The organism is Halococcus salifodinae DSM 8989, from assembly GCF_000336935.1.
In the GTDB taxonomy this organism is placed as follows: domain Archaea; phylum Halobacteriota; class Halobacteria; order Halobacteriales; family Halococcaceae; genus Halococcus; species Halococcus salifodinae.
The window spans coordinates 149,984-172,252 of sequence record NZ_AOME01000054.1 but is presented as its reverse complement, the minus strand read 5'-3'; the positions used below and the strand labels follow the sequence as shown (position 1 = coordinate 172,252).

Genomic DNA, 22,269 nt, shown 5'->3' with positions numbered 1-22,269 from the left:
CGTCGCTTCGGTGCCGGCCGACGACCGATGTGCAGTTCGATCCGCCGTCGCCGAATTTCTCACGGATCGCTCCGACGAAACGAGCCATCGATCGGTCTACGGAAACAGTAACGAATGTTTCCGTTTCGATCGGTGTTTTTTCACACAAGCGAACCGATGTTCCCGTCAGAGTTAAATACCCTTCTGTCGAAGCACGATTGCTCCGATGCCCAAGGTAGAGATCACGATCCCGGAACAGCTCGAAATGCGGATCGCTCGGATGGTCGAGGAGGGAGAATTCCTCAACCGCGAGGAAGCCATCGAAGAGCTGATTTCGGCCGGTATGCGCGCGTATCAGACGAGTGGGCCCACGGACGAGGACGAGGAACCGGGCCTCGAAGACGACGGTATGATGGGTCACGAGGACGAGTACGTCTTCTGAACTCCGAGTGGGGTACGTGACCACGCTTGGGACAACGATTAAACCGAGCCCAATCGTACAGACGGGTAATGCACAAAGACGAACTGCTCGAACTCCACGAGCAGATGGTGCTGATCACCGAGTACGTTCAGGACCGCGAGGAGGTCGATCCCGGACTGTTCGACGAGTACGCCGAACTCGACATCTCTCCCGACGACGTCCACAAGTCGAAAAGTGAACACAAACACGCCGTGTTCGTCCTCGGCAACGCCCTCGCGGAGGGGATGAGCGAGGACGAGTTCTCCGACGCCGGTCGGATCGGCAAACGGATGCGCGAGCTCGCCGACGACACCGAACAGAAGCTCTAACAACCCCACTTTTTACTCCGGAGGGTCGTCGTAGGCGACCCTCCGGAGTAAAACCTGTCTTCGTGAGCCGGAGGCGAACGAAGGCTCGGAAGACGAGCGAAGCGAGTCTTCCGGTGGACTAAAAACACCCGCTCACTCGTTCCTCCGGAAGAGCAAGCTCTTCCGTGCTCCGCTCGCCTTCGGCTCGCGGGAACTCCGGCACTCGTTCGCGGCGAACCGCGCTCGCTTCGCTCGCCGTTCGCATCGAGGTGCTCACTCCGCTCGCACCTCGCGCCGCTCGCGCGGATACGACGCTTTCAGCGACCGCACCGCGACTGCAAACCGCACAGCACCGCCGAAGCCCTCGGCCGCGGAGCGGCCTCGCCCTTCATCCGCTGTCAGAGAAACCTCCGACAAGCCTCGTGCTCGTTTCACTCACACGAGACGCCAGGAGAGCGAAGCTCTCCTGAGCCTCGATTCGCTGCGCTCGTCAGGACGCCAGGCCCGCTACCGCACCGCCACCACAACCACACAGCAACCGCAGCGCATCGCCTACTCCGGGCGCTCCATCCGAAAGCGGCCGTCGGTCCGGCAGTAGTAACTCCCGGAAAGCCGGCCGATCGCGTCGAGTTTCTCCACGTCGAGCTTGCCGTCGGTCGTCACGTCCTCGTCGAGATAGACTGAGACGACTTCGCCGAGCACCATCGTGTTCGAGCCGACGTCGATCGACTCGTAGAGCTCGCACTCGAACGCGACCTCGGCCACGGCGACCCGCGGCGGCGCGACCGTTTCGGAGGCTGTCCGTTCGAGACTTGCGTGATCGAACTCGCTTTCCTCCGGTGGAAGCGTCGCGCTCGTGACGTTCATCGCCTCGGCGAGCGGCTCGGTGACGACGTTGACGACGAACTCCTCGGTGTCGAGCGCGTTACGCGCCGTATCCGAGAGGCCCTCGGGCTGATTCGATCGATCGGTCGGCGCGAACATCACGACCGGCGGCGACGTACTGACGACGTTGAAAAACGAGTACGGCGCGAGGTTCTCGACGCCTTCCGGGGAGAGCGAGCTCACCCACGCGATCGGCCGCGGGATCACCGCGCCCGCGAGCGTACGGTACAGCGAGCCGTCGAGCTCGTCGGGATCGATGCGGGTCACGCTGTTGGGCCGCCCCGCTCGTCCGGCGAGTCGATCTTCTCGCTGCCCGGTTCAGCCTCGTCGACGGTGAACCCCGGGCCATGCGTGGCGATCTCGAACACCAGCCCGTCGGGATCGTTGAAGTAGATGCTCTTGAAATAGGTGCGGTCACGAACGCGCGACACGCGAACGTCGTGGTCCATCAGGTGCTCGCGCCACTCTCGAAGGGTCTCCTCGTTCTCGACCCCGATGGCGAAGTGGTGGGACGCCCCCGGACCGGGCTGGCCCTGCGAGTTCGGGTACTCGAAGTACGTCACCGTCATCCCGGGTTCGCCCTCGGGCGTCAGCGAGAAGTAGTAGTGCGGTGTTCCTGGGTCGTCGTAGTTCTCGGTCATTTTGACGGTATGGAACCCGAGCACCTCCTCGTAGAACTCCTTCGTCCGTTCCATGTCGGTACAGATGTTCGTCACGTGGTGCAGGCCGGTGGTGGGTGGTGTGTCTGGCATAAATCGAAAATTCGGGGTGGCTTCGCGAGCTATTCGTCGGCGGGACCGCGCGAGAGGAAAAAGAGCGCACCGCCGAGCAGCGCGGTGTTCTTCAGGAAGTGGATCACCTGCTGTTCGCGCTCCCCGTCCTCCCGGTTCCAGAAGTCGTGCATCGTGGGCGTCACGCCGACGAGAAACGCCGCGATCGCGCCGGCGGACAGCCGCGGGGCACGACCGAGGACGACCCCGAGACTGCCGGCCAGCAACATGCCGCTCGAAAGCGGCACGAGTCGGTCGGCCGCGGGCACGCCGTTCGACTCGGCGTACGCGGCCATCCCGTCGATGTCCCGGAGGTTGTCGATCGCGGTGAACGCGAGTACGCCGCCGAACAGCGCGCGCCCGAGTGTCGAGAGTCGTCCCATCAGACACTCACCGTCCCGTGAGCCGGCGATCGATTCGCGATGCGTCGTCGGAGAGTAGTAGTCGGTATCACTTCGATACCGGGTTAGCGTCGGGCACGTATATCACTTCCCGGACGCCGATGTAACGAGGTGACATCGATGCCATCGCACCGATTATCTCGATCCGTTTCCACGGGGCAAAACCGCGATCAGAACGCGCCGATGCCGAGCGCGAACGGCCAGTCGACGCCGCCGGCCGCGAGGAAGGCCAGCGCCCCGCCGGTCATGGCGACGTTCTTGAGGAAGTCGGTCAGCTCTGACTGCTGTTCCTCCTCGGAAACCGCCCAGAAATCGTGCATCATGACCGCCGCGATCGGGAGGAACACGGCGATCGCGCCTCCCCCGAGCACGGGATAGATCCCGAAGACGATTGCGAGGCCGCCGAAGAGCAGCTGGCCGCCGCTGAACGGAACCAGCAGACTTGCGGCCGGGATGCCCTTCGCGTCCGCGTAGGGAACCATCTGGTCGGCGTTCATGAAGTGGTTCATACCCATGAACGCGAGCACGCCACCGAACAGGAGCCGCGCGACCAGGAAGACGATTCCAGCGCCCGACGCATCGAAAATGCCAGCCTGGAGCGCGATCACGGATGATTTCCCGTGGAGACCGGCCGATCGATCGTCGAACGATTCCGGGTGTCGTCGGAGTATCCGCAAGTCGGTATCACAACGTTACCTAGTTGGAATCCGAACTTATATATTCTCTCGCGGACACGTATGTAATCAGGTATCACCGATGTCATCCCAGCAATCACGCCACGGCGAGGAGGCGTGCGCCGTCGTGGATTCGCTCGACCAGATCGGGTCGCAGTGGCGTCTAGTGGTCCTCCACGACCTCCAAGACGGCGAGAAGCGGTTCAACGAGCTCAAGCGCTCGACCGACGCGAGCTCACGCACCCTCTCGCGGGTGCTCGATGATCTCCAGACGGCGGACCTCGTGCATCGCCGGATCGAAGAGGACGCCCCGATCGCCACGTATTATCGACTCACCGAGAAGGGCGAGGCGCTGTGTCCCGTTTTCGACGAGATCGAGGCGTGGGCCGACGAGTGGCTCAATGGCGCGGGTCGCTCGTAGCCAGGACTCCGATCAGTCGTAGTTCTCGGGGTACGCGTCGGCCAGCAGGTCGGGCCGATCGGCGAAGCGCTGGCGGATCGGATCGATAGCCGACGAGATGGATTCGGCGGCAGCGTTTTTGAGGTCCTGGGGGTGGAGCTCCTCGCTCACGAAGTCCGCTTCGAGGTCGTCGTAGCTCTCGTAGACGAGATCGCCGCCGTACTCCTCGGGGCGCTCGATGCGAAAGGCCTCCCCACGCTCGTCGAGGATCGGGAAGACGAGGTATTCGACGTACTCGAGCACGCCGTTGTCCTCGACCTCGCCCTGCGGGCAGTACGCCCCTTGGAGTTTCTCGACCACGGTGTCGGGATCGTCGGTGAGGTTGACCTTTGATTGCTCGTCGGAAGCGCTCATCTTCCCACCCGCGAGACCGGAAAGCAGCGGGGCGAACACACAGATTGGCGGGTCCTCGCCGCGGTCGTCGAACAGTTCACGGCTGAGCATGTAGATGCCGCGCTGGTCGATCCCGCCGTAGGCGATGTCGGCGTCGAGCGCGTCGACATCGAGAGTCTGCATCAGCGGGTAGAGCAGCCCGCCGAGGTTGGGGTTCTCCGCCTGGCGAACCACCTCGCTGCCGGCGCGTTGGACCCGCGAGATCGTGGTGTCGGCCGCCATTCGAAGGAGTTCGAGCGAGTAGTCCGCATCGAGTTCGAACTCGCGTCCGCGGACGAACTCGATGTCGTCGGGGTCAGCCCCAGCGGCCTCAACCATCCCCTCGATCGCCTCGCGGTAGTACGCAGAGCGGGCGTCGAGCAGGTCGAACGGGCTCTTCTCGTCGTCGAGGTGGGCGTGGAGGTCCGCGATCAGCACCGTGACGTCGAGATCGGCGCGGAGGAAGTCGGCGAGCTTGCGGATCGTGGTGAAGTGACCGATATGCATCTCGCCGGTCGGCGCGTAGCCGATGTACACCGTGGGATCGTCGTCGGCCAGCAGTCCGTCGAGCTCCTCGTTGGTGACGACCTCGGCCGTGTTCCGCGCCACGAGCCGCTTTCGCTCCGCGTGGTCCATACGCTCTCTGCCCCGTGAGTGCGGTTAAGCGATTCCCTTCGATCCCCGGTAGTAACCAACGGCACCGATAGACACACTATACACTATACTTTAGAACTGAAAACTCAAAAATCGACTGTGAGAAGATGCCGTCGGGAACACCGAGACCGATCGTAGAAATACGTTTTTTGCACGCAATATCCACTTATAGCCGATTTCTGGCTCCATGTCTCCCTCCACCACGTTCGACAAATAAAATTGAATATTCGCTGAGGGAACTTCCACACTTCATCGACTTTAGTTGCTTCCCTGTCGCCTCAGAGTCTTGGCTTCACGATCCAATCGGCAAATCTGCTCTTCAAAAAGATACAAACTAATATATTGCTCTCTAAAGCGATCAGTCGCTTTCGATGAGTGGTTGACGAGCATAGTGAAATTACTTATAATTATCCTGATTCTCCGGCCGCGATCGGCCTCACTTCTCGTCGGGACGAATCTCGAACGACGACTCGAGATCGTTCACCAGGACACGGTACCTGCCGCTTTCGATGACGTGTCCTTCACCCGGTTTGTGGAACCCGAAGTTGGTCACAGGGATCGAGAGGCGTACATCCGCCGACTCGCTGGCGTCGAGATCGACGCGCTCGAACCCCACCAGAAAGCGCCGCGGGCGAACGCGCGAACTCGTCTCCTGGGTGGCGAAGACCTGAACCGTTTCGGTGCCGCGCCGGTCGCCGGTGTTCGAGACCGTCACCGTCACGTCCACGTCGTCCGCCGGGCCAATGTCGTCCGATCGAACCCGGAGATCGTCGACCGCGAACTCGGTGTAGCTCAGTCCGTGACCGAACGGATAGAGTGGATCGTAGGAGTCGGGATGCTCGTCGTCGCCGATGGGAGTGGGATGTGCGAGGTGGTCGTGGTGCTGCGGCAGGTCGCCCATCGAGCGCGGGATCGAGACCGGGAGTCGTCCGCTGGGGTCGTTGTCGCCGAACAGGGTCTCGGCGATCGCGGTGCCGCCCTCGGTTCCGGGGTAGTACGCCATGAGGATCGATGGGACGTTCTGGGCCATCCAGTCGACAATTAGCGGCCGACCAGTCACGAGAACACCGACGACCGGCGTGCCGGTGTCGTGGACTCGTCGCACCAGGTCACGCTGAGCGTCCGAGAGATGGAGATCCGAGCGTGTCGGCCACGAACCAGTCTCGACACCCGCCTGCGCGGACGGCCCGAACTCGTGGAGATACCACCCCTCGCCGAGTGCGAGCACCGCCACGTCGGCCGCCGCTGCTTTCTCTACTGCGGCGTCGATATCGCGGTTCTCGTTCAGTGTCGCCCCTTGCTCGTAAGTCACGCTTCCCTCGCTTTGGTCTTCGATGGCGTCGAGTACCGTATCGCCAGGCACGCCCGCGGACTGGGGAACGCTCCAGCCGCCGAGCTGGTGGACGATGTCGTCGGCGTTCGGCCCCCCGACGAACACGTCCTTGTCCCCGTCGAGCGGAAGGAGCCCGTCGTTTTTCAGCAGGGTCATGCTGTCGCGGGCGGCCTCGCGCGCGATCTGCCGGTGGTCGGCGCTGCCGAGGGTCTCGTGGGCTGCGTCCGCGTCGACGAACGGATCCTCGAACAGCCCCATCTCGAACTTCACGCGAAGGATCCGACGAACGCTCTCGTCGAGTCGCTCTTCGTCGATCTCGCCCGTTTCGACCAGGTCGACGAGGTGGTCGGCGTGCTCGACGTGGCCCACGGAGGCGATATCGAGCCCGGCGGCGTGGGACTGGCGCACGCCGTCACGCTGGTCTGTGGCCGTCCGGTGGTCGTCGGCGAGGTGGCGGACGCCGTTCCAGTCCGAGACGACGTGGCCCTCGAACCCGAGGTCGTCACGGAGGAGATCGCTGAGAAACGACTCGGAGCCGTGAACGGGTTCGCCGTTGATCGAGTTGTACGATGGCATCACCGATTCGACACCCGCGTCGAGCGCCGCCTCGAAGCCGGGGAGGAAGGTGTTCCGGAGCTTGTACGCCGAGACGTCGACCGGCGAGGCGTCCTCACCGCGCTCGGGCTCGCTGTACGCCGGGAAGTGTTTGGCGGTGGCGATGACCGAATCCCCGTGATCGATCCCGTCGCTCTGGTAGCCGCGCACTTTCGCCGCGGCCAGGTCGGCACACAGCCGCGGACTCTCGCCGAACGTCTCGAAGATCCGGCCCCACCGCGGATCACGGCCCACGTCACAGGTCGGCGAGTAGTTCTGGTGAGCGCCCATTCGGCGCACCTCGGTCGCCGTGATTCCCGCGACGGTTTCGGCGGTTGCGGTGTCCCACGTCGCCCCCGTCCCGAGCGCGTTCGGGAACACCGTCGCGCCGGCGACGTACGCGTTTCCGTGGACCGCGTCGACGTTCAACAGGAGCGGGATCCCCAAGTCGGTTTCCTCCATCGCGAACCGCTGGAGGTCGTTGACCGTCTCGACCGTCTCCTCGATCCCCGTACACAGCGCACCGGCCCAGCCGAACGGCGCGGCGACGCCGATGTGGTGGTCGCGGATCGCGGCCTTCGCGTCCTCGCTGTCGTTTTCGTGACGGAGCTGTCCACACCACGTTCCGACGAGCTGGCCGGCCTTTTCGGCCGTGTTCATCCGATCGAGAAGGTCGTCGACACGCACCGACGTGGATTGCTCCGACTGACGGTACGGGACGTTCGCGTCGTTCGAACCCATGGCCCGAAATTCACTCAAATAAGTAAAAACGTTCCGGCGATGTTCCGTCGTCCCGAAATCGGTCCCTGATGGCACCGTTCGGTGTCGGGTCATCGCCCCAGTGGCTTTATCAACGAGAGCCGTGAGTGGCTCGAACATGGAACGTGGACTAGTCGTTGCCGAGCGAACCGACGAACACCGGGCACTCCTTCGGGAGGCCGGGGAGCACGCGAACGGGGCGAACGCCGAACTCGTCCTCCTCCGATTGATGACCGAGGCGGAGTACGAGACCGACGCCGAGACGCTCGCGTCGATCGGTTCGGTCGAGAACGTCAGCTACGACAGTCGAGCCGTCCTCGACGCCGCTGCGAACGACCTCCAGGAGATGGCACGCGACGTCCTCCCCGAGAACGTCGGTGTCGATATCGTCGCCAAAGCGACCGACGAGGACGATATCGCCACCGCCGTCCTCGACACCGTAGCCGATCACGACTGCGATCACGTCTTCGTCCTCGGCCGTCATCGCTCGCCCGCCGGCAAAGCGCTGTTCGGCGACGTCGCCCAGCGAATCGTGCTCGACTTCGATGGGTACGTCACGCTGAACACCGGCTGAAACGAAAAGGGATCCTCGTGGTTCACAGTTGATCTGTTCCAACGCTCGATCGTTCGTCCCGAACGCCGCTCGCGTCAGACGGAATCCGATTCCGCCGTACGGTCGAGGGAGCCTTTCGCGTCCCAGATCGACGTCATGAGGTCCGCAAACACGGCTGCGCGGCGGGGAACCCCCTTGACGTCGGTCTCGTCGCGGTCGATCGCTTCGAGGGTAGCGACGAACTCCCGCTCGAAATCCATTCCTGCGACCGTCTCGTCGACCTCGAAGCTGAGCGTCCCGTCGGAATCGGTGTCGAGCCACCCGACGGCGCGCTGTCGTTCGTCGTATTCGAGGGTATACGTCGCCCCGCCGACGAGACGACGGATGTCGGCCATCGATCCGATTTCGAGCCAGTCGTCGTCGGTCTCGATGTAGAGCACGTCATCCTGAACGTCTGTCTCGTACCGTTTCATGCCCCCTTGTTTGGGATGACAGTAATAAAACCCTCGTCCGATTGTCGGAAGCGAACAAATTCACAGTCCGTGTTCCGATCGGTACCACCTGTATCCCCACGATGATTGGGTGCCGGAATCAGGCGATTTTCCGAGCAGTCGACGCAATCTTTGCCGGTAATCGACGGGGCTATATGATAGATTTCACCACAACGCTTATTGTGAATGATACCCCGAGTGAGGATGGACCATGGCAGACGACGCCAATAGTTACAGCGACATAGTGAGCCGACGCCGGTTCATCGAGATTTCCGGCATCTCCGGTGCCGCCGCACTTGCAGGTTGTTCTGGCGGCGACGGAAGCAACAACGACAGTGGTGGTGGTGGCGGCGGTGGCGGCGGTGGCAGTGGTGGCAACGGAAGCAACGGATCCGAGGGTGGCAGCAGTGGGAGCGGTGGCGGCAGCGGCAACGAAAGCGGTGGAGGTGGCGGCGGCCAAGTGTACGACACGCAGCATCTCACCTACACCAATCAGCAGCCGTCGAACATCCAGTGGAACTCCAGTAACACGTCGGGTCTCGCACAGATTTCGGACGATCTACTGTTCGACCACTTCGCCAAGTACAATTTCGCGCAGAGCGAGTTCGTGCCGTACGCCATCTCGGAGTGGAACTACGGCGGCGACACGTTCGAGATGACGATCCGCGACGGTCTCACGTGGTCGAACGGCGACGACGTGACGTCGGCCGACATCGTCACCCAACTTCGACTCGGGTTGAGTCTTGGCCTCGGGTTCGCGGACTACACCGAATCCATCGAAGCGGTCGACGACAGCACTGTCCGGATGAACTTCGGTTCGGAAGTCAACCAGCAGATCGTTCAGTTCCAGGTACTGAGCGGGAACTGGGTCAACCAGCCGAAAAGCGTCTTCGGCAAGTTCGTCGAACAGATCAACCAGAACGAGGAAGAAGGACTCAGGAGCCTCCAGGAGTTCACGTGGACCGATCCGATCGCCAGTGGCCCGTGGTCGCTTGGTGGCACCAGTCAACAGCAAATACTCCTCGAACGACGCGACGATCATCCGGACTCGGGGAACATCAACTTCAGCGAGTACGCCTGCCGGTTCCTCGACGGGAACCAGGCGGCCCAACAGGCGCTGATCAACCAGCAGATCGATTCGGTGTTCACCCTGTTCACCCCGCCACGGATCGTGAATCAGATGCCCGACGCGATCCAGCAGGTCCAGACGCCATCGGCGTTCGGCTTCGGACTGGTTCCGAACCACAACCATCGGCACGCCGGCGACCGCGCCGTTCGGCAGGCGATCCAGTACGTCATCAACCGACAGCAAGCCGTCAACAACGTCTCGAAACCCTCGAAGCAGCCGACGCCGATCCCGACCGGGATCACACCCGACACCCTCGAACAGTATCTCGGTGACGCGATGGATGACTTCGAGAGCTATGGGATGGACAGTTCACAGACAGAGAAGGCCACGCAGGTTCTCGAAGAGGCCGGCTACTCGAAATCAGGCGGTACGTGGCAGGATTCCGAGGGCAACACGGTCAGTCTTCCGGTCATGGTGCCTGCGGGGTGGAGTGACTGGAACACTGCCGCCCAGACCGTCGCCGACCAGCTCGCTTCGTTCGGCTTCGAGAGCGCCATCGACGCACGCCAGTTCGGCACGCTGCTCGGGAGCACGTGGCCGAACGGTGACTTCGTACTCACTGCAGGTGGGTGGCTCGACGGCGCGCCGTCCGGAGCGTACCCCTACTTCTCGCTGCGCCATCAGTTGGTCTACAACGATCGGGGCTACGGCTACAACTACCCCGCGTCCAACCAGGAACGAGGTGGCTCGAACGCCGACATCACCGTCCCTGCGCGAGGAGGGTCGGGCGAAATGACGGTCAATCCGTCCGACCGAATCGGCGAACTCTCCCAGGCCACCGAGGAGTCCACGATCAACGAGATCACCGTCGAGCAGGCGTGGGTTGCCAATCAGGACCTACCGATGATCCCGGTGATGGAGAAGCTCGAACAGACGTTCCTCACTGGCGGCAACGAGTGGAACATCCCCGAGGAAGGGGCTGAAATCTCACAGGTTCGGTGGGCCAACACGTGGCTCCCCCGACAAGGCGAGATGCAGTACGCTGGCAACTAAGCCGGCTACCAGCGACCGACCACAATTCATATTGCGGATTAGCTGTATCGCGTTACACATGGTCATGGAAAGACCTATACTAGACCGTACGCCGAGTTCGGCACCCGAACGGGTGTCGACGATCGAGGACACGAAACCACCACACACGACTTAATCCATGAACTACTACGTCGAACGGACGATACGTGCACTGTTGACAGTATGGCTCGTCATCACGCTCACTTTCGGCATGATCCGGCTGCTCCCCGGTGGGCCGCTGGTACAACTCCGCGCGGAGTTGAGCCGACAGGGCTACTCGGCCTCGCGAATCAACGCCCTCATCGAGAACTACCAGAACGTCCAACCGGATCAGCCGTTGTACGTCCAGTACTTCGATTACGTCACGTCGCTCTTGCAGGGCGATCTCGGCCAGTCGATCACGAACCCCAATTCGGTCGCCTCTATCATCGGCGACGCGCTTCCGTGGACGATGTTCATCATGATCACGTCGGTGGTCCTCATCTTCGCCATCGCCATCGTCTGGGGGGCGGTCATGGCCTACCGAGAAGGTTCCACGTTCGACGTGGCATCGAGCAGCGTCTCGATCCTCCTCGGGTCGATGCCGTTCTACGTGCTTGCGATCGGCCTCGTCGTGCTCTTCTCGTACAAGTTCCAGATCCTGCCGGCCCGATATCGGACGAGTCCCGGGGTCGAGGCTGGTCTTTCCGTCAAGTTCATCGTTGACGCACTCCGCCACGCCGCCCTGCCGATCGCCTCGCTGGTCATCACTGGCGCGGGGCTCCAGGCGCTCGCGATGCGGGGTAACTCCATCTCGGTGCTCGGTGAGGACTACGTCCGGGTCGCCCGGCTGCGTGGTCTCTCCGACCGACGTATTTCGACGCGATACGTCGCGCGAAACGCCATCCTCCCGATGTACACCGGGTTCCTCACGCTGATCGGGTTTTACTTCGGTGGCTCGCCGATTCTCGAAGAGGTGTTCACCTACCCCGGCATCGGTTACTACCTGTTCCAGGCGCTCGAAAACCGGGACTACCCGCTGATGATGGGGATCTTCCTCGTCATCACGATCGCGCTGGTGCTCTCGGTGTACATCGCCGATCTCACGTACGGCAAGATCGATCCGCGGATCAAATCGGGTGAGTCCAGTGAAACCTACTGAATCCGAATCCGTCAGCGGCGAGTTCTCCTTCGAGACGACCAGCTCGGACGTCGAGGTCACGTGGGGCGAACGCCTTCGTGACTTCTACGAGGAGTTCATCTACAAGCCAGGTCTCGTCGCGTGGAACGACCGGCGAACCAAGATCGGCGGGGCCATTCTCATGGTGTACGTCCTGATGGCGACCGTTGGCGCGTGGTTCTACCGAGTGCCGACGTCGAACCAGGCCACCCGAGGCCTCCGCCCGTTCGAGGTGTGGAGCGCACCGCTCGGATCGACTGCATCGGGTGAGGACATCCTCGCGATGGTGATCCACGCCACACCCTCCATGCTGATCATGATCGCCACCGGCGGGGTGTTCGCCACCGGCGTTGCCGTCCTGATCGGGACCGTCGCCGGCTACAAGGGCGGCATCGTCGATCGAGGACTGACCTCGTTTTCGGACGTGATGATGTCGATCCCCGGTCTTCCGCTGGTGATGGTGCTCGCGGTGGTGTTCAGTCCGACAAATCCTGCAGTTATCGGCATTCTGATCACGATCAACTACTGGGCAGGGCTCGCACGGGCAATTCGGTCGCAGGTGCTCACGCTCCGGGAGAACTCCTACGTCGAAGCCTCGCGGACGATGGGTGCGAGCACGCCGCGGATCCTGTTCAAGGACATCATCCCGAACCTGATGCCGTACGTGTTGGTGAACTTCGCGAACGCCGCCCGCTATGTCGTGTTCACTTCGGTCGGGCTGTACTACCTCGGGATCCTCCCGACCTCGGTGGCGAACTGGGGACTCCAGCTCAACAACGCCTACAAGCAGGCTGGAGCGCTCGTCGGCACCGGCGCGCTCTACCAGCTGATCGTCCCGATGCTCGCGATCATGGGGATCGCGCTGGCGCTCATCCTGCTGTCCCAGGGGCTCGACCGGGTGTTCAACCCCCGAGTCCGGACGCGGCTTGCGGGCGGGTCCGAATCAACCACGAGTAACGAGGACGAAACGACCGCAAGCAACGAGGTGATGACCTGATGTCGATGGAACGAACCCAACAACACGATGCCATCGGTGCGTCCGATCCGATCATCCGGATGAACGACGCGTCGGTGACTTACGACGACGGTGAATCGTACGTGCTCGACGGTGTCTCGCTCGAGATCGAACGGGGCGAGGTCCTCGGTATCGTCGGCGAGAGCGGTTCGGGGAAGTCGATGCTCGCGTCGGCGATGCTCGATGCGGTGCCGAACCCCGGACTCCTCTCGGGCGAGATCGTCCACCGATCGAGCGACGGGACCGAAACCGACGTCCTCGAACTCTCCCAGTCGGAGCTCCGCTCGATGCGGTGGGAGGAGATCTCGATGGTGTTCCAGGGCGCGATGAGCTCGTTCAACCCCACGATGAAGATCCGTGGCCACTTCGTAGAGACGCTCGACGCCCACGACGCCGAGAAGGGAGCGGGGATGGAGCGAGCGCGCGAGCTCCTCTCGGATCTCTACCTCGATCCCGATCGCGTGCTCGACTCGTACCCTCACGAACTCTCGGGTGGGATGACTCAGCGCGCGCTGATCGCGCTCTCGCTCGTGCTCGATCCCGACCTGCTGGTGATGGACGAGCCGACCGCCGCGCTCGATCTCCTGATGCAGCGCTCGATCCTGCAACTGCTGGGAGATCTGCGCGAGAAGTACGATCTCACGATGGTGTTCATCACCCACGACCTGCCGCTGGTCGCGGCGCTCGCCGACCGGCTCGCGGTGATGTACGCGTTCAAGCTGGTCGAGATCGCCGATACGCGCGAGATGATCACGGACGCTGGTCATCCCTACACGCGTGCACTCTTGAACTCGACGCCGAACCTCGACGCACCACTCGAAGAGATGCGACCGATCGACGGGAAGAGTCCGGCCCCGATCAACCTCCCGAGCGGCTGTGCGTACCATCCGCGGTGTCCGCTCGCGACCGAGCAGTGTCGCGAGGAGGTCCCTGGATACCACGAGGTTACAGAAGGACACGGCGCGGCGTGTTTCCACTGGGAGGAGGCGATTGAGGAGATCCCGCTGAACTACGCCGACTCGCTCGGAGACACCGCGGCGACTGGAGGGGGTGCTGCCGATGAGCAGTAACGACGACACTGCGGGCTCGGAGCCAGTGCTCTCGCTGTCCGACGTGGAGGTCCACTTCGAGAACCGACCCGGTCTGCTCGATTTCGGTGACGAGACGGAAACCGTGCGGGCTGTCGACGGCGTGAGCTTCGATCTCGAAGAGCGCGACGTGCTCTCGCTGGTCGGCGAGTCGGGCTGTGGGAAGACCACGCTCGGCAAGACCTCGATCGGGCTCCAGCGCCCGACCGGCGGTAGCGTGAAATATCGTGGTCACGACATCTGGGACGTTCGAGACGGCAACAGCGACGCCGACATCACGTGGGACGAGATCCGCCAGTCACTCCAGATCATCCACCAGGATCCCGGGAGTTCGCTCAATCCGAACCGTCGCCTGGTCTCGATCCTCTCGGAGCCGCTCCGGCTGACGGGTGCGGACCTCAGCCGCGGGGAGCGCCGCGAGCGCATCTACGGGCTCCTCGAACACGTCGGGATGACACCGGCCTCCGATTTCGCCGATCGGTACCCCCACGAGCTCTCGGGCGGGGAGAAACAGCGCGTCGCGCTGTGTCGCGCACTCCTCATGAACCCCGACGTGATCCTCGCCGACGAGGCGATCAGTGCACTCGACGTCTCGCTGCGGGTGGAGATGATGGATCTCATGCTCGATCTCCAAGAGGAGTTCGACACCTCCTACGTGTTCATCAGCCACGACCTCTCGAACGCACGGTACTTCACCCAACACGGCGACGGCAAGATCGGTGTGATGTACCTCGGCGAGCTCGCCGAGATCGGTCCCGCCGAGGACATGGTGAACGACCCACACCACCCATACACCAACGTGTTACGGTGGGCGACGCCGGATCTCTCGCTCCGAGAGGCGGGCGAGCCGCCGATGCGGAAGATCGACATCCCGGATCCGGTGAACCCGCCGTCGGGCTGTCGGTTCCACACCCGGTGTCCGGAGGCCCGCGAGGCCTGTTGGCAGGCATCGCCGCCGGACTACCAGCACGACGGCCAGCGAGTAGCGTGCTTCCGCGAGGACGAGGATCACGAATACTGGGATAGTCCGGAACTCACCGACTGATCTTCTTCGAGTCGTTCTCAGTCGACCTGCGGGCGAAGCTTCTTTGCGACGGCGCGTCGATACGGCGAACATGTCGTGGCGTGACGAGTTCTGGACGCTGGTTTACGAATCACGGGAGTACTTCCGATTGCTCTGGGCGTTTTTGGTGTTGATGATGCTGCTGAGTGCGATCACGTTTGCGTTCGGGCAGCCCGGCACCGAGTCGCGAGCGATCGCGTACGTCAATCTCATCCTGATCGTGGGATTGGGGGTGACCGCGATCGGGACGTACTGGTACGCCGCGCGTCGCCAGCGCGAGCCCTGATCTCAAGCGGCGTCGCGAGCGAGCCAGTCGGCGGTTTCGGCGGCGAGCGCACGGAGATCCTCGTCGGCTTCGGCGTCGTTCGCGACCTCCCGGAGCGGACCGACTGCGCTATCGTCGCCGATGTATCCGAGTGCGGTGACGGCGTTCGCTCTCACGGCACCGTCGTGGGTGTCGAGACACGCACACAGTGGGTCGGTCGCGTCACTCACAGCCTCGGGATAGTCCTCGGCGACGCTCGCGATCACGTCGGCGCTCGTCGTGACCAAGAGGGTATCGTCGCTGTCGAGGAGATCGACGACCGCCGGGACGTGTTCGACCAGCGCACCGCTGTCGGCCTCGGCGACCGCCACGACGACGTTCGCCGCGACCGCCCGCGCAGCGAGCTGTCGCTTCCGTCCCTCCTCGCCGATGGCACGGTACTGCTCGAACGTCGAGAGGCCGCCCATCGGTGGCTCTTCGAGCCCCTCGACGAGATTCGTGATCTCGCTGTCGAGCGTCGCGAGGAGGTCGTCGAGTTCGGTCGCGAACCACTCGGGGTGCTCGGCCGCGAGCGGACGGACGACGCGTGCGGCGAACGTCCGCACTAGCGGGAGGTCGTGATCGAGTAGATCGACGAGGGCTGGCACTCCGTCGGTGAGTTCGGCGGGCCGTTCGTCGGCGACGAGAGCGAGCGCCGTGAGGCTCTCTTTCAGGACGACCGAGTGATCCTCCGCGAGCCGATCGAGAAGCGTCGGCACCACGGGAACCACCACGTCGGGATCCTGGTCCGCGAGCGCGCCAGCGATTTTGGCGGCGTGGGTCCGAACGAGGTTCTCCTCGTCGGTGAGTCCAGCTCGAACGCGTTCGATGTCGATGTCGGCTGGCGTGATTTCGTCGGGATCGAGCTCTCGAACGTCGTCCGCGGTTGCGTGTGTCATTGCCACGAACGGCGGCGGCGAGAGACATATGCGTAACGGTCGGTGGCGTCGATACGACGATTCGACGGCTGGTGGATAGCCCGTGCCGCGACGGTCCTATTCCGCGTCGTCGAGCGTCGGCGAGAGTGCACCCGATTCCACCATCGCTTCGAGCGGACTGTCGTCGACATCGAGTGGGAGGTCGACCCGTCCTCGTTGGCGGACCGACTCGTAGCCGCCGAAGAGGATTTCGGCAGTGTTGAGGCCGATCCGGCCGGCGAGCTGTGACTCCTCGTCGCTCCGGAGCGCGTCGATCGCGTCGCCGATCGAACGGTCGTGGAACCGCGAGCCGAACCGATCGCCGTCGTCGGCCGTACCGTGCATCGTCTCGCCGCCGACGTCGATCGCCTCCCGCCGGCCATCCTGTTTGAGTTCGAGCATTGGACCGTCGTCGACGTCGATCCGGAGCGTCCCGTCGGTCCCTCGAAGCACGATCGCGGCGTCGGTCAGCGACGCGCCAGGGCCGGTCGAGAGCACCCCGTGGATGCCGTTGTCGTAGCGCCACTGGGCGAACATCTGGTTTTCCTGGTGTGCGCCGAACCGGACGTCCTCCTCGCGGTAGTCGAGCTGGGCGATGACCCACTCGGCCGGTCGGTCGTCGTTGAACATCCCCGCGAGATCGACGGTGTGTGCGCCGGTGTCGAAGAAGTCGCCCCACCCGATCTCGATCCGCCGGAGTGCGCCGATCTCACCAGCGTCGAGCAGCCGGTCGGCCTCGGTGAACGGTCGGCCGAACCGACGCTGGCGGTTGAACGTGAGCTGGACGTCGCGCCGCCAGCAGGCCTGGACCATCCGCTCGGCGCTCGGCCACGTCAGTGCCATCGGTTTCTCACAGTGGACGGCGTCGACGACACCGCTCTGCGCACAGTCCACGACGACCTGCTCGTGGATCGCGGGTGGCACGGCGACGCTGACGACGTCGGGTTCGACCGCGGCGAGCATGTCCTCGTAGTCCGCGTAGATACCGTCCTCGTCGACACCGAACTCATCGGCGAACGCCCGAGCGTTCTCGGGAACGAGGTCGGCGCAGGCGACGAGCCGGCAGTTCTCGTTGTTCCGATACGCCTCGGCGTGTCGATACCCCATCGCGAACCCTTCGACAGTGGGGTTTCGCGGGTCTGGGCCAGTACCGACGATGGCGACCGTGTACTGATTCATTTCGTTTGCAGACAGCGAGGACTAGTGACATAGTGCTTTCGTTCGATCGATGCAGGCGATGTGGGCCGGCGATCGACATCGACGGATGCGATCCCGAGATCGCCGAGACGTTTATCCGGACCACGATCGAGGTCGATACGTGCACATCCTTGTCATCGGCGGCACGGGGTTGATCAGCACGGGAATCACGCGCCAGCTCGTCGACGTCGGGCACGACGTGACGGTGTACAACCGTGGCCGCACCGACGCCGACCTCCCGCAAGGCGTCGCGCACGTCACCGGCGACCGAACCGACTACGACCGCTTCGAAGAACAGATGGCGGATCTCGACGTCGACTGCGTGATCGACATGGTGGCCTTCGAGCCGGCGGACGTCGAATCCGCGATCCGTGCGTTCGAGGGCGAAATCGAGCAGTACGTCTTCTGCAGCACGATCGACGTCTACCATCGACCCGTTGCGGACATGCCGATCGTCGAGTCGGCGGCACGCAGTCCCGCGGTCAGCGAGTACGGAGCCGACAAGGCCGCCTGCGAGGACCGGCTGTTCGAAGCCCACAGCGCCCGCGGATTTCCGGTGACGGTGCTCCGGCCGTGGCACACCTACGGTGAAGGTGGAACGCTGATCCACACGCTCGGCGACGGCACCGCCTACATCGACCGGCTTCGGGAGGGAAAACCGATCGTGGTCCACGGCGACGGCACGTCGATCTGGGGGCCGTGTCACCGCGACGACGTCGCGAACGCGTTCGTCGGGGCGCTCGACAACCGAGCGGCGATCGGCGAAGCCTACCACGTGACGTGCGAACGGCCGATGACGTGGAACCAGTACCACCGCCGCGCGGCCGATGCGCTCGACGCGCCCGCCCCCGATCTCGTCCACGTTCCGACTGACGCGCTCACCGCAGCCGTTCCCGACCGGACCGGCGGTCTCGAGGATCATTTCCGGTTCAGCACGGTGTTCGATACGTCGAAAGCCCGCCGTGATCTCGGGTTCGAGCAGACCATCGGCTGGGAGGAAGGCGTCCGTCGCACCGTCGATTGGCTCGACGAGCACGACCGGATCGACGACGCCGAGAACGACCCCGAGTACGATCGGGTGGTTGCGGCGTGGCGCGACGCCGAGGCGTCGTTCGTCGACGCGCTCGACGGCTCTTAAGTGCCACGTCGAGTCGTTCGATTACTCAGTCACTCGACCGAGAGCCCACCGCAAGACCCTCAGAACCGTTCCAGCACGTCCGCACCGTGGGCGACCGACGCCATCTGATCGTCGGGATCGTCGTGCTCGTAGATCGCCCACTCGACGTCGTGCGCCCGAACTGCTGCCGCACAGGCTTCCACGTCGAGCACGCCGTCGCCGACCTCCACGGACGACCGCGTCTCGTCGGCGTCGGAGATGTGGACGAGCGACACTCGGTCACCCCACCGATCGAGGACGGCGGTCGGGTCCACACCCGCGGCCGCGGTCCACCCGCAGTCGAGTTCGAAGCCGAGCGGTTCTCGGGTGGCTTCCGCGAGGTGCTCGAACGCCGGCCGGCCGTTCACCGCGGCGAACTCGTGGTCGTGGTTGTGATAGGACAGCGCCATGTCGTGGTCGTCGACCGTCTCGGCCACCCTCAACAGCCGATCCGCGGTTGCCTCGATGTCACTCTCGGTCTCGAAGCATTCGGGATCGAGCCACGGCACCACGAGGTGGTCACAGCCGAGCGATCGGTAGAATTCGATGGTGGCCTCCGGATCGTCCTCGATCTCGTCGATCCCGACGTGGGCCGCGACCGATTCGAGGCCCGTCTCGTCGAGCGCGGTCCGGACGGCGTCGGCGTCCGCATCGCCGATCCGGTTGGCGTACTCCACGCCCTCGAACCCCGCGTCACGGACTCGGGCGAGCAGTTCGTCGAGCGGTTCGTCGAGCGCGCGCAGCGTGTACAGTTGGATGGCTGATCGTGCCATAGTCCTGCATCTCGGGTCGGCGGTAAAACGGTTTCTCCCGATGGTCAGTTAGTGAAGCGACGGAACCGAGCTACCCGGTGTTCTTCATGCCGGCGGCGATCCCCTTGACCGTCAGGCGCAGTGCCCGCTTTTCGGTCTCGGTCCGGTGCTCACGATCCAACAGGTGGGTCTGGAGCACGTTCAGCGGGTCGACGTAGGGGTTCCGGCGACGGAGGCTCTCGCGGAGCCACCCACGGTTCACGAGGTCGTCACGGTCGCCGATGGTCGTGGCGAGGTCGGCGGCCCGCTCGTACTCCGCCTCGAACACCGGGAAAAAGCGTGCTTCGAGGTCGTCGTCGGCGACCGCGGCGTACTCACCCGCGATCTCCATGTCGGTGCGCGCGAGCGCGAGCGCGGCGTTGTCGATCGTCGTCCGGAAAAAGGCCCAGTCGTCGTACATCGCCTGGAGCGTGTCCGTCGAACCGCCCTCGTCGAGGTAGGCCTCGATCCCCGCCCCGAGGCCGTACCAGCCAGGCAGAATGCACCGCGACTGGGTCCACGAGAACACCCACGGAATCGCCCGGAGGTCCTCAACGGTGCGCTCGCCCGACCGCGACGCCGGCCGCGAGCCCATGTTGAGCTCCTCGATCACCGTGATGGGCGTGGCCTGCTCGAAGTACGAGACGAACCCATCCATGGTGAGCAGGTCCTGATACGCCGTCCGCGCCGCGTCGGCGATCGTCGCGGCCGCGTCGAGCCACTCCTCCGGCACGTCGTCTTTGGGCTGATCGAGCGCCTGCGCCCGTGCGCGAATCTGGGCGTTCAGCATCTGTTCGAGATTGCGCTCGGCGATGCGTGGGTTGGCGTACTTCTCCGCGATCGCCTCGCCCTGCTCGGTGAACTTGACCTGGCCGGTGACGGTCTCGTTCGGCAGCGCAAGCAGCGCCTCGTTCATCGGGCCGCCACCCCGCGAGATCGAGCCACCACGGCCGTGGAACAGCCGGAGGTCGACATCGTGATCGTCCACGATGTCGGCGAGTCGGCGCTGGTTGCGGTAGAGGTCCCAGTTCGCCGCGAAGAAGCCGTTCTCCTTGTTCGAGTCGGAGTAGCCCAACATCACTTCCTGGAGGTTGCCGCGCGCGGCGAGCGCCTGGCCGTACGCCTCGTTGTCGAACAGCGTCTCCATGATCTCGCGCGCGCCGTCGAGGGCGGCCTCGGTTTCGAGCAGCGGCACGACATCGATTCCACAATATTCGGGGAGCTCGACCGCGCCCGCCTGATCGGCGAGGAACAGGACTTCGAGCACGTGACTCGGCTTCTCCGCCATCGAGATGCAGTAGGTGTCGATGGCGTCCGCGCCGTACTCGCGCTGCCAGTCGTTCAGCCGGTCGAACCGTTCGAGCACGCGTGCAGCGGGGTCGAACAATCCCTCGCGATCGGTGACGTCGATCAGCGGCGCGTCCTGGAGGATGGCCTCGGTCAGGAGTTCGACGCGCTCGTCCTCGTCGAGCGATTCATAGGCGATGTCCTCGCGGCCGAGTGCCGCAGTGATCGCCTCGGTGTGTTTTTCCTGGTGATCCCGGAGGTCGAGACCCGCGAGGCAGAATCCAAATGTGTGGGCCTGGCGTTCGAGCGGGTCGACGTGGACCGCGGCGATCCGCTCACCGCCGTTCGCCTGGAGGCTCGTCGCCAGCGCGTCGAGATCGGCGGTGAACTCGGCCACCTCGTCGTACCCGTTCGGGCGGACGTCGCCGATGCGTTCGAGACGCTCGCCCATCAGTCGGAGGTGCTGACGGTAGGGTTCGTCGGGGTAGCGCTCGCGGGCCTGATCGGCGAGCGTGGGGAAGCGCTTGCGGTTCGCGGCGAGCCGATCGTCGAACGCCTCGCCCGTGTCGAGCCGGTCGGCGTCGTGGGCGAGCACGCTCGACAGATCGGCGAGCGCTTCCTGATACTTCTCCAGAACACTGCGGCGCTGTCGCGCGAGGGTCTCGCTCGTCACCTCGGGGGTGACGTAGGGGTTGCCGTCGCGGTCGCTGCCGGCCCACGATCGGAATTCGAAGAGTTTGGGCACTCCGATATCGTCGAACTCCGCCCCGAGCGTGTCCTCGATCTCGCGGTAGACCTCGCCAGTCGTATCGAAGAGAGTGTTCTCGAGATACCAGTGGACGTTTCGCGCCTCATCGAGCGGTTCGGGCTGGCGCTCGCGGATCTGGCGGGTGCCCCAGAGGCTCGTGACCTGGGCTTCGAGTGCGGCCTCGAGCTGTGCGCACTCGGTGTCGGTCAACCGGCGCTCGTCGAGTGCGACGAGGTGGTCGGCGATGGTCCGGAGTTTCGCTTTCACCGTCTTGCGGTGGGCCTCCGTGGGGTGAGCAGTGAAGGTCGGCTCGATCAGCACGTCGCCAAGGATCCGCTCGACGACCTCGGGATCGCGGTCGGCGAGACTCTCGACGGCGGCGCTCAAACTGTCGGCGAGCGATCCCTCTTGGGAGGCGGTCCGGATGGCTCGGACCCGCTCGCGTTCCTCGGCGAGGTTCACCATCTCGAAATAGGTCGTGAACGCGCGCGCGACCGTGACGGCGGTCTCGGGTTCGAGGCCGCCCAGTGTGCGATCGAGGCCGTTGCGCGAGTCGATCTCGCCGTTGCGGTAGTCGATGGCGGTGGTACGGAGCTCTTCGACCGTCTCGAACGCGTCGGTCGAGGTCTGTGTTTCGAGCACCTCGCCAACCAGCGCGCCGAGTTCCCGAACGTCCCGCTCAACCGTGCGATTGTGTAGCGTCATCGTGTT

At 64.0% G+C, this 22,269-nt stretch carries 22 protein-coding genes; 11 read left to right on the top strand and 11 right to left on the bottom strand.

Features of this window, described 5'->3' with window-relative positions; all coding sequences use genetic code 11:
• Positions 1–205: 205 nt before the first annotated feature.
• Positions 206–421: a DUF7120 family protein gene (locus C450_RS10565; RefSeq protein ID WP_005043322.1), complete on the top strand. Its 216-nt coding sequence runs from the start codon at positions 206–208 to the stop codon at positions 419–421.
• Between the two features lie 68 nt (positions 422–489).
• Entirely contained in the window at positions 490–768 is a 279-nt protein-coding gene (locus tag C450_RS10560) for a UPF0058 family protein (RefSeq protein ID WP_005043319.1), read from the top strand.
• A gap of 531 nt (positions 769–1,299) precedes the next feature.
• Here C450_RS10560 and C450_RS10555 read toward each other — a convergent pair.
• The 4 genes from C450_RS10555 to C450_RS10540 all read right to left on the bottom strand — a co-directional run bounded on the left by C450_RS10555 (position 1,300) and on the right by C450_RS10540 (position 3,411).
• Entirely contained in the window at positions 1,300–1,899 is a 600-nt protein-coding gene (locus C450_RS10555; RefSeq protein ID WP_005043317.1) for a flavin reductase family protein, read from the bottom strand.
• Positions 1,896–2,384 (bottom strand): VOC family protein, encoded by a 489-nt coding sequence (locus C450_RS10550; protein WP_005043316.1) that lies wholly within the window; start codon positions 2,382–2,384, stop codon positions 1,896–1,898. The genes C450_RS10555 and C450_RS10550 overlap by 4 nt, the downstream gene beginning before the upstream one ends.
• Before the next feature lie 29 nt (positions 2,385–2,413).
• The gene (locus C450_RS10545) at positions 2,414–2,785 is read right to left on the bottom strand and encodes a DoxX family protein (RefSeq protein WP_005043314.1); all 372 of its coding nucleotides are present in this window, start codon (positions 2,783–2,785) and stop codon (positions 2,414–2,416) included.
• Between the two features lie 188 nt (positions 2,786–2,973).
• Entirely contained in the window at positions 2,974–3,411 is a 438-nt protein-coding gene (locus tag C450_RS10540; protein WP_085945728.1) for a DoxX family protein, read from the bottom strand.
• A gap of 148 nt (positions 3,412–3,559) precedes the next feature.
• Here C450_RS10540 and C450_RS10535 point away from each other — a divergent pair, with 148 nt between their 5' ends.
• Entirely contained in the window at positions 3,560–3,898 is a 339-nt protein-coding gene (locus C450_RS10535) for a winged helix-turn-helix transcriptional regulator (protein WP_005043311.1), read from the top strand.
• A 12-nt stretch (positions 3,899–3,910) separates the two neighbouring features.
• On the opposite strand, the gene C450_RS10530 is transcribed toward C450_RS10535, so the two are convergent.
• Together C450_RS10530 and C450_RS10525 are read right to left on the bottom strand one after the other, a co-directional pair.
• Positions 3,911–4,945: a tyrosine--tRNA ligase gene (locus C450_RS10530; RefSeq protein ID WP_005043310.1), complete on the bottom strand. Its 1,035-nt coding sequence runs from the start codon at positions 4,943–4,945 to the stop codon at positions 3,911–3,913.
• 454 nt (positions 4,946–5,399) lie between these two features.
• Complete coding sequence (locus C450_RS10525) at positions 5,400–7,631, bottom strand: glycoside hydrolase family 3 N-terminal domain-containing protein (RefSeq protein WP_005043309.1); 2,232 nt, start codon at positions 7,629–7,631, stop codon at positions 5,400–5,402.
• A gap of 136 nt (positions 7,632–7,767) precedes the next feature.
• On the opposite strand from C450_RS10525, the gene C450_RS10520 reads away from it, so the two are divergent.
• Entirely contained in the window at positions 7,768–8,223 is a 456-nt protein-coding gene (locus tag C450_RS10520) for a universal stress protein (protein ID WP_005043307.1), read from the top strand.
• 74 nt (positions 8,224–8,297) lie between these two features.
• Here C450_RS10520 and C450_RS10515 read toward each other — a convergent pair whose 3' ends face one another.
• Positions 8,298–8,675: a hypothetical protein gene (locus C450_RS10515; protein ID WP_005043306.1), complete on the bottom strand. Its 378-nt coding sequence runs from the start codon at positions 8,673–8,675 to the stop codon at positions 8,298–8,300.
• A 229-nt stretch (positions 8,676–8,904) separates the two neighbouring features.
• Between C450_RS10515 and C450_RS10510 the strand changes: the two genes are divergently transcribed.
• The 6 genes from C450_RS10510 to C450_RS10485 all read left to right on the top strand — a co-directional run bounded on the left by C450_RS10510 (position 8,905) and on the right by C450_RS10485 (position 15,444).
• Positions 8,905–10,815, top strand: coding sequence for an ABC transporter substrate-binding protein (locus C450_RS10510; protein ID WP_005043305.1), 1,911 nt, complete (start codon positions 8,905–8,907; stop codon positions 10,813–10,815).
• A 157-nt stretch (positions 10,816–10,972) separates the two neighbouring features.
• Positions 10,973–11,974 carry an ABC transporter permease gene (locus tag C450_RS10505; protein WP_005043303.1) on the top strand — a complete coding sequence of 334 codons (1,002 nt, stop codon included), beginning with the start codon at positions 10,973–10,975 and terminating at the stop codon, positions 11,972–11,974.
• Positions 11,961–12,989: an ABC transporter permease gene (locus C450_RS10500; protein ID WP_005043302.1), complete on the top strand. Its 1,029-nt coding sequence runs from the start codon at positions 11,961–11,963 to the stop codon at positions 12,987–12,989. Before C450_RS10505 ends, C450_RS10500 begins: the two co-directional genes overlap by 14 nt.
• Positions 12,989–14,077, top strand: a complete 1,089-nt coding sequence (locus tag C450_RS10495; protein WP_005043301.1) for an ABC transporter ATP-binding protein — start codon at positions 12,989–12,991, stop codon at positions 14,075–14,077. Before C450_RS10500 ends, C450_RS10495 begins: the two co-directional genes overlap by 1 nt.
• Positions 14,067–15,140 (top strand): oligopeptide/dipeptide ABC transporter ATP-binding protein, encoded by a 1,074-nt coding sequence (locus C450_RS10490; protein ID WP_005043300.1) that lies wholly within the window; start codon positions 14,067–14,069, stop codon positions 15,138–15,140. The genes C450_RS10495 and C450_RS10490 overlap by 11 nt, the downstream gene beginning before the upstream one ends.
• 70 nt (positions 15,141–15,210) lie before the next feature.
• On the top strand, positions 15,211–15,444 hold the full coding sequence (locus C450_RS10485) for a hypothetical protein (protein WP_005043299.1): 234 nt from the start codon (positions 15,211–15,213) through the stop codon (positions 15,442–15,444).
• A 2-nt stretch (positions 15,445–15,446) separates the two neighbouring features.
• Here C450_RS10485 and C450_RS10480 read toward each other — a convergent pair whose 3' ends face one another.
• Together C450_RS10480 and C450_RS10475 are read right to left on the bottom strand one after the other, a co-directional pair.
• Positions 15,447–16,361, bottom strand: a complete 915-nt coding sequence (locus tag C450_RS10480) for a HEAT repeat domain-containing protein (RefSeq protein WP_005043298.1) — start codon at positions 16,359–16,361, stop codon at positions 15,447–15,449.
• A gap of 96 nt (positions 16,362–16,457) precedes the next feature.
• On the bottom strand, positions 16,458–17,558 hold the full coding sequence (locus C450_RS10475) for a Gfo/Idh/MocA family protein (protein ID WP_005043297.1): 1,101 nt from the start codon (positions 17,556–17,558) through the stop codon (positions 16,458–16,460).
• Between the two features lie 139 nt (positions 17,559–17,697).
• Between C450_RS10475 and C450_RS10470 the strand changes: the two genes are divergently transcribed.
• Positions 17,698–18,714, top strand: a complete 1,017-nt coding sequence (locus tag C450_RS10470; RefSeq protein ID WP_049910095.1) for an NAD-dependent epimerase/dehydratase family protein — start codon at positions 17,698–17,700, stop codon at positions 18,712–18,714.
• Positions 18,715–18,773: 59 nt separating this feature from the next.
• On the opposite strand, the gene C450_RS10465 is transcribed toward C450_RS10470, so the two are convergent.
• A complete protein-coding gene (locus C450_RS10465; RefSeq protein ID WP_005043295.1) occupies positions 18,774–19,505 on the bottom strand; it encodes a sugar phosphate isomerase/epimerase family protein in 732 nt (243 codons plus the stop codon).
• A gap of 70 nt (positions 19,506–19,575) precedes the next feature.
• Positions 19,576–22,263, bottom strand: a complete 2,688-nt coding sequence (gene ppc, locus C450_RS10460; RefSeq protein ID WP_005043294.1) for a phosphoenolpyruvate carboxylase — start codon at positions 22,261–22,263, stop codon at positions 19,576–19,578.
• Positions 22,264–22,269 lie beyond the last annotated feature (6 nt).

Bases quoted from the DNA above. Each gene is read 5' to 3' on its own strand.
- C450_RS10560 (WP_005043319.1), top strand. From the start codon at position 490: ATGCACAAAGACGAACTGCTCGAACTCCACGAGCAGATGGTGCTGATC.
- C450_RS10505 (WP_005043303.1), top strand. From the start codon at position 10,973: ATGAACTACTACGTCGAACGGACGATACGTGCACTGTTGACAGTATGG.
- C450_RS10535 (WP_005043311.1), top strand. From the start codon at position 3,560: ATGTCATCCCAGCAATCACGCCACGGCGAGGAGGCGTGCGCCGTCGTG.
- C450_RS10545 (WP_005043314.1), bottom strand. From the start codon at position 2,785: ATGGGACGACTCTCGACACTCGGGCGCGCGCTGTTCGGCGGCGTACTC.
- C450_RS10520 (WP_005043307.1), top strand. From the start codon at position 7,768: ATGGAACGTGGACTAGTCGTTGCCGAGCGAACCGACGAACACCGGGCA.
- C450_RS10515 (WP_005043306.1), bottom strand. From the start codon at position 8,675: ATGAAACGGTACGAGACAGACGTTCAGGATGACGTGCTCTACATCGAG.
- ppc (WP_005043294.1), bottom strand. From the start codon at position 22,263: ATGACGCTACACAATCGCACGGTTGAGCGGGACGTTCGGGAACTCGGC.
- C450_RS10510 (WP_005043305.1), top strand. From the start codon at position 8,905: ATGGCAGACGACGCCAATAGTTACAGCGACATAGTGAGCCGACGCCGG.
- C450_RS10490 (WP_005043300.1), top strand. From the start codon at position 14,067: ATGAGCAGTAACGACGACACTGCGGGCTCGGAGCCAGTGCTCTCGCTG.
- C450_RS10565 (WP_005043322.1), top strand. From the start codon at position 206: ATGCCCAAGGTAGAGATCACGATCCCGGAACAGCTCGAAATGCGGATC.
- C450_RS10480 (WP_005043298.1), bottom strand. From the start codon at position 16,361: ATGACACACGCAACCGCGGACGACGTTCGAGAGCTCGATCCCGACGAA.
- C450_RS10530 (WP_005043310.1), bottom strand. From the start codon at position 4,945: ATGGACCACGCGGAGCGAAAGCGGCTCGTGGCGCGGAACACGGCCGAG.
- C450_RS10485 (WP_005043299.1), top strand. From the start codon at position 15,211: ATGTCGTGGCGTGACGAGTTCTGGACGCTGGTTTACGAATCACGGGAG.
- C450_RS10495 (WP_005043301.1), top strand. From the start codon at position 12,989: ATGTCGATGGAACGAACCCAACAACACGATGCCATCGGTGCGTCCGAT.
- C450_RS10525 (WP_005043309.1), bottom strand. From the start codon at position 7,631: ATGGGTTCGAACGACGCGAACGTCCCGTACCGTCAGTCGGAGCAATCC.
- C450_RS10465 (WP_005043295.1), bottom strand. From the start codon at position 19,505: ATGGCACGATCAGCCATCCAACTGTACACGCTGCGCGCGCTCGACGAA.
- C450_RS10550 (WP_005043316.1), bottom strand. From the start codon at position 2,384: ATGCCAGACACACCACCCACCACCGGCCTGCACCACGTGACGAACATC.
- C450_RS10475 (WP_005043297.1), bottom strand. From the start codon at position 17,558: ATGAATCAGTACACGGTCGCCATCGTCGGTACTGGCCCAGACCCGCGA.